This window comes from Collinsella sp. AF16-8 (assembly GCF_003462695.1).
Classification (GTDB): domain Bacteria; phylum Actinomycetota; class Coriobacteriia; order Coriobacteriales; family Coriobacteriaceae; genus Collinsella.
The window spans coordinates 298,642-305,030 of record NZ_QRXX01000002.1 but is presented as its reverse complement, the minus strand read 5'-3'; the positions used below and the strand labels follow the sequence as shown (position 1 = coordinate 305,030).

The 6,389-nt window shown below is 58.4% G+C and carries 3 protein-coding genes; 2 read left to right on the top strand and 1 reads right to left on the bottom strand.

Translation table 11 applies throughout. From position 1 onward, the window contains the following. Positions 1 to 506 precede the first annotated feature (506 nt). Complete coding sequence (locus DWW73_RS10125; protein ID WP_158549138.1) at positions 507 to 656, top strand: hypothetical protein; 150 nt, start codon at positions 507 to 509, stop codon at positions 654 to 656. A 107-nt stretch (positions 657 to 763) separates the two neighbouring features. Continuing rightward, on the top strand, positions 764 to 2,125 hold the full coding sequence (locus tag DWW73_RS03570; RefSeq protein WP_117778773.1) for an ATP-binding protein: 1,362 nt from the start codon (positions 764 to 766) through the stop codon (positions 2,123 to 2,125). A 435-nt stretch (positions 2,126 to 2,560) separates the two neighbouring features. Here DWW73_RS03570 and nifJ read toward each other — a convergent pair whose 3' ends face one another. Next, entirely contained in the window at positions 2,561 to 6,100 is a 3,540-nt protein-coding gene (gene nifJ / locus DWW73_RS03565; RefSeq protein WP_117778772.1) for a pyruvate:ferredoxin (flavodoxin) oxidoreductase, read from the bottom strand. Positions 6,101 to 6,389 lie beyond the last annotated feature (289 nt).

Genomic DNA, 6,389 nt, shown 5'->3' with positions numbered 1-6,389 from the left:
GGGTTGTTGCCGAGGGCGTTGCCGCCGAGGGCGACGACAATACGATCGGGCTTGCCAAGAGGCTTAGACATTGCTGGAATCCTTTCTGTAAAAGGCCTACAACCCATTAATAACCCGCGTCCGTGCGATACGCGAGTTTATTAAGGTTTATATTCTCTTTATCGCTCATTTTATTCATTTTGAAAATACCTAAGCGGCGAACGGTCGATTTTACCCGCTCAGCGTAAAGAAGCCCAGTTCAGGCATATCTACGCCATTTACGTGCAACTTTATTTAAATAGAGCAGGGATTAGACCAGATTATGCAAACTATATCTTTGCTAAACACAAAACGGACAGCGCAATATCTTACTCGCACTATACGCGATTCTATACATTAATTTGACGAGTATGCACCCCTGCAAAAACATGGGGCTTTTCATCCAACATAAGGGATAGCCGATCGCGCTTCACCCCGCGGCAAGCGACTGCGAGTTCGCAGTATGGAACTTTACCGTCGGCTTCTGCATGAACGCTACCGACGCCCTTTCGCTCCTGCGCGCCCAAGCAGCCGAGAACGCTAACGGCGCCACTGTCAACCTGGCCACCCTCAACAACGGCGCCGCCAGCCTTTTCGCAAAGTACCGTGCTGGCTCGCTGGCTTTGAGGCCTAAGTGAGCTTTGCTATTTGCCAATTTTTGTATGATTTGGGTCAAATCTATTTGTCAATTTTTGTATGATTAGGGGCAAATCTATTTGCCAATTTTTGTCAATGAGGTGTTTTAATGCTACGCCGCAAAGTCACTGATAGGCTTTTGAGCTGGAAGAATAACTCCCATAAGGCCCTGCTTGTTACCGGTGCGCGTCAGATTGGCAAGAGCTATGCGATTCACGCGTTTGGAAAGAGCAACTACGCTTCGTATTATGAGGTCAATCTGCTACTTGATGCCGAGGCAAGAGACGTACTTGTTGGCGCTAAGAACTCCATTGACTTCATCAACCGTGTGGCCCTTCTTGCGGATGCACCGCTTGTTGAGGGAGATACGCTTATCTTTGTCGATGAGATTCAGGAGTATCCGCAGATCGTTACACTTATGAAGGCGCTGGTCGAGGACGGACGCTTTAGCTATGTCTTCTCGGGGTCTATGCTTGGGACTGAGTTTAAGGGGATCTCTTCTTTCCCGGTGGGGTATGTCGAGCACATTGTTATGCGGCCAATGGATTTTGAAGAGTTTTGTTGGGCAAACAGCATCAGCGAGAATGTGCTTGCAGACATCCGCAGCTGCCTTGTCGAGAGGCGTCCCGTCGAAAATTTTATTCATGAGGCGATGCTCAAAAACTTTAGAGCTTATATCGTTTGCGGCGGCATGCCGGAGGTCGTTCAGAACTATATCGATTCGGGCTATTCGCTCGTGAGAACGCGTGAGCTTCAAATTCAGCTAGTCGATCAGTACAAAAGCGATATCTCTAAATATGCATCGACTCGAGCGTTTAACGTTCGCTCCATTTTCGAGCAAATTCCCGTTCAGCTTGAGGCGGAGTCCCATCGCTTTATCGTCTCGTCTCTAGGCGAGGGAGCTCGTCTTCAAAAATACGAGCAGGATTTCCTATGGCTGGTGAACGCAGGCGTTGGATTGATGGTCCCCCAGGTGACGGAGGCACGAAGTCCTCTCAAGAGGACGGAGAAAACGACGGCCTTTAAACTATACGAGTCCGATACAGGTATGCTCGCATCGCGGTATCCCGGCAGCACGGCACGCGCCGTCTACCTTGACATGAAAACCCCCAACCTCGGCGGCCTCTATGAGAACGTGGTCGCACAGGAACTCGTTGCCCTCGGAGCAGATACGTGGTACTACCAAACGCGTGAGGTCGGTGAAGTCGACTTTGTAATCGAAGGTGCCCGCGGGCATGTTGTCCCAATCGAAGTCAAATCGGGCAAGAAAGTTCGAGCACATGCAGCCCTCGACCGTTTGATGAGTGTGGGCGAGTACAAAATTCCCGAGGCCGTTGTGCTGAGCCACGAAAACCTTTGCAAAGAGGGCAAGATCCTTTACGTTCCAATCTATATGACATTCTGTCTCGATGAGTTTATGGAAAAGGACGACCCCAACAACGATTTCTCGTTTGCACCCATATCTCTCTAGGTCATCTGAGTCCGCAAGCCAGCCCCCACGCCCAAAGTACTGCGCCTTTCGCGCCAAAGGCGCGAAACAGCAAGGGGATAGAAGGCAGCGACAACCAACTCCCCCACTATGCCCAAAGTGCTGCGATGTTTCGCGCAAAGCGCGAAACAGCACTGGGGCAGCAGAAGGCCACAATCAGCTAGCCCTCCATGCCCAAAGTGGCGCGTGGTTTCGCGGCCACGCCGCGAAACAGCGACCGGGACAAGGCACCCCCACAGCCACGTCCTTCATTCAGCCCCACAATCCGAGGACGTAGTCGTAGCAGGATCTGAGGGCTAACCTTCGCGGACACTCCGCAGGACGAAAGAACCCCCGCCGCACGTAGTGCGCAGCGGGGGTTCTTTCATGTCCGAGGACGTCCGCGAAGGTTAGCCCTCAGATCCTGCGGTGGGAGACCTAGGCCTCGTTGTACACCGTCTTGAGCTTCAACAGGTGAGCGTAGCGGTCCATAGCGGCCTGCTCGTTCTCCTTGAAGAGCTCCTCGGCGCGCTCGGGGAAGGAACGCGTCAGCGAAGCGTAACGGGCCTCGTTCATCAGGAACTCCTGATAACCGCCCGCGGGCTCCTTGGAATCGAGCGAGAACTTCTTGCCGGCAGCAGCCTCGGGGTTGAAGCGGAAGAGGTTCCAGTAACCGCACTCGACAGCCTTCTTCATCTCGGCCTGGCAGTTCTGCATGCCGCCCTTCTTGATGGAGTGCATCTCGCAGGGGCTGTAGCCGATGATGAGGGACGGGCCGTCGTAGGCCTCGGCCTCGTGGATGGCCTTGAGGGTCTGAGCCGGGTTGGCGCCCATGGCAACCTGTGCCACGTAGACGTAGCCGTAGCTCATGGCGATCTCGGCCAGAGACTTCTTCTTGGTCACCTTACCGGCGGCGGCGAACTGAGCGACCTGGCCCAAGTTCGAGGCCTTGGAGGCCTGACCACCGGTGTTGGAGTAAACCTCGGTGTCGAAGACGAAGACGTTGACGTTGTGGCCGGAAGCCAGGACGTGGTCCAGGCCACCGAAGCCGATGTCGTAGGCCCAGCCGTCGCCGCCGAAGATCCAGAAGGACTTCTTGGTGAGGTAAGCCTTGTCGGCGAGGATCGCCTTGGAAGCGTCGCAGCCGCACTTCTCGAGCTCGGCAACGTAGGCAGCGGCAGCGGTCTTGGAGACCTCGGCGTCGTTGACGGAGTCGATCCAAGCCTGACCGGCGGCCTTGAGCTCATCGGACGGACCATCGGCAGCGATGATGTCCTGGGTAGCGGCGATCAGCTTGTGCTGAACGGCCTCATAGCCAACGGCCATGCCCAGACCGTGCTCGGCATTGTCCTCGAACAGGGAGTTGTTCCACGCCGGGCCGTGACCGTCCTTGTCCTTGCAGTAAGGAGCGGTGGCAGCGGGGTTACCCCAAATGGAGGAGCAGCCGGTGGCGTTGGAGATGAACATGCGGTCGCCGGCGACCTGGGTCACCAGACGTGCATAGGCGGTCTCGGCACAGCCGGCGCAGGAGCCGGAGAACTCCAGGTAGGGCTGCTTAAACTGGCTGCCCTTGACGTTGGCCGCGATGAGCTCCTTCTTCTCGGAGACGTTCTCGACCATGTAGTCCCAAACGGGCTGCTGGTCCATCTCCTGCTCGGTGGGAACCATCTCGAGGGCGCCCTTGGGGCAGACCTTGACGCAGTTGGTGCAACCCATGCAGTCGAGCGGGGACACAGCCATGGTGAACTTCATGCCCTTGGCCTTGGGGCCCATGGCGTCGAGCGTGCGGGTAGCCTCGGGCGCGGCGGCAGCCTCGTCCTCGGTCATCGCGAACGGACGGATGGTGGCATGCGGGCACACGTAGGCGCACTGGTTGCACTGGATGCACTTGGTCTCGTCCCAGTGGGGAACGACCACGGCGACGCCGCGCTTCTCGTATGCGGAGGCACCCAGCTCAAACTGGCCGTCGGCGCAACCGACGAAGGCGGAAACGGGCAGGCTGTCGCCATCCATGCGATCGATGGGCTCGAGCAGGTTCTTGACCTGCTGGGCGATGGCGGACTTGGTCTCCTCGGAGAGCTCGACGGGAGCGGCATCCTCGGCGGTAGCCCAGTCGGCCGGAACCTCGAACTTACGGAAAGCAGTAGCGCCGGCATCGATGGCCTTGTGGTTGGCGTCGACGATAGCCTGGCCCTTCTTCATGTAGGACTTGGTAGCCGCGTCCTTCATGTACTGCAGGGCGTTCTCGGCGGGCAGGACCTTGGCCAGCGCGAAGAAGGCGGACTGGAGCACCGTGTTGGTGCGCTTGCCCATGCCGACCTTGGCCGCCAGGTCGATAGCGTCGATCAGGTAGACGTTGACGTTGTTGTTCGCGATGTAGCGCTTGGCCACGGCGGGCATGTGCTCGGCGAACTCCTCGTCGCTCCACTGGCAGTTGACCAGGAAGGTGCCGCCCGGCTTGACGTCGCGGACCATCTTGAAGCCCTTAACGATGTAGCTGGGGTTGTGGCAAGCGACAAAGTCGGCCTTGGTCACGTAGTACGGCGAACGGATCGGAGAATCACCAAAGCGCAGGTGCGAAACGGTGACGCCGCCGGTCTTCTTGGAGTCGTACTGGAAGTAGGCCTGAACGTACTTGTCGGTGTGGTCGCCGATGATCTTGATCGAGTTCTTGTTGGCGCCGACGGTACCGTCGCCACCCAGACCCCAGAACTTGCACTCGATGGTGCCGGGGGCTGCGGTGTTGGGCGCATCCTCGGCCTCGGGCAGGCTCAGGTTGGTCACGTCATCGACAATGCCGATGGTGAACTCGCGCTTGGGCTCGTCCTTCTTGAGCTCCTCGAAGACAGCGAACGCGGACGCGGGAGGCGTGTCCTTGCTGCCCAGGCCATAACGGCCGCCGACGACCTTGATGCCCGTCTTGCCGGCCTCGTAGAGAGCGGAGACGACGTCCTGGTAGAGCGGCTCGCCGATGGAACCCGGCTCCTTGGTGCGGTCCATGACGGCAATCTTCTTGACGGTCTCGGGGAGAACGTCGACAAAGTGCTTGATGGAGAACGGACGGAACAGGCGAACCTTGACCAGGCCGACCTTCTCGCCGTGAGCGTTGAGGTAGTCGATGACTTCCTCGAGCACGTCGCAGAAGGAGCCCATGCACACGACGACGCGATCGGCATCGGGAGCGCCGTAGTAGTTGAACAGGCCGTAATCGGTGCCGAGCTTCTCGTTGATCTTCTTCATGTAGCCCTCGACGACGGCGGGAAGCTCGTCGTAGACCTTGTTGCAGGCCTCGCGGTTCTGGAAGAAGATGTCGCCGTTCTCGTGGCTACCGCGGGTGTGCGGGTGCTCAGGGTTGAGCGCGTGGTCGCGGAAAGCCTGGACAGCGTCCATGTCGCACATCTCGGCCAGATCCTTGTAGTCCCACATGGCGACCTTCTGGATCTCGTGGCTGGTGCGGAAGCCGTCGAAGAAGTTAAGGAACGGAGTCTTGCCCTCGATGGCGGCAAGGTGGGCCACCGGCGAGAGGTCCATGACCTCCTGGACGTTGCCCTCGGCGAGCATGGCGAAGCCGGTCTGACGGCAGGCCATGACGTCGGAGTGATCGCCAAAAATGTTCAGGGCGTGGGAAGCGACGCAACGCGCGGAGACGTGGAAGACGCCCGGGAGCTGCTCGCCCGCGATCTTGTACATGTTCGGGATCATCAGGAGCAGACCCTGAGAAGCCGTGTAGGTGGTGGTCAGAGCACCGGCGCCCAGCGAACCGTGAACGGTACCGGCTGCACCTGCCTCGGACTCCATCTCGACGACCTTGACCGGGGTGCCGAAGATATTCTTGCGACCCTGGGCCGCCCACTGGTCGACATGGTCGGCCATCGGGCTGGACGGCGTAATGGGATAGATTCCCGCTACCTCGGTGTACGCATACGAAACATATGCGGCCGCCTCGTTGCCGTCCATAGACTTAAACTTACGCGCCATATACCCCTCTCCTCTCATATAGGTATACAGGCCCCGGCGATCGCCGGGATGTTGGCGTGATGGGATTTTCGCTGTTGCTTCCAATCATCTGGCAGGCAGGCTCAGCAGCAGGTACATGGCGTGGAGAGAAGGCATGCCGAGGCGAGGAGGGCTGCACGCGCTCCACAAGCCCAGCTACCCGTCTTGCACATGACCGAGCGCCGCAAAGGCCGCATGCCGGATGCTCCCGGGCACGCCCCGGCGATGGGAAGCGCCCGCAACGGAAATCCGCATGCGGGTTTATTGTACC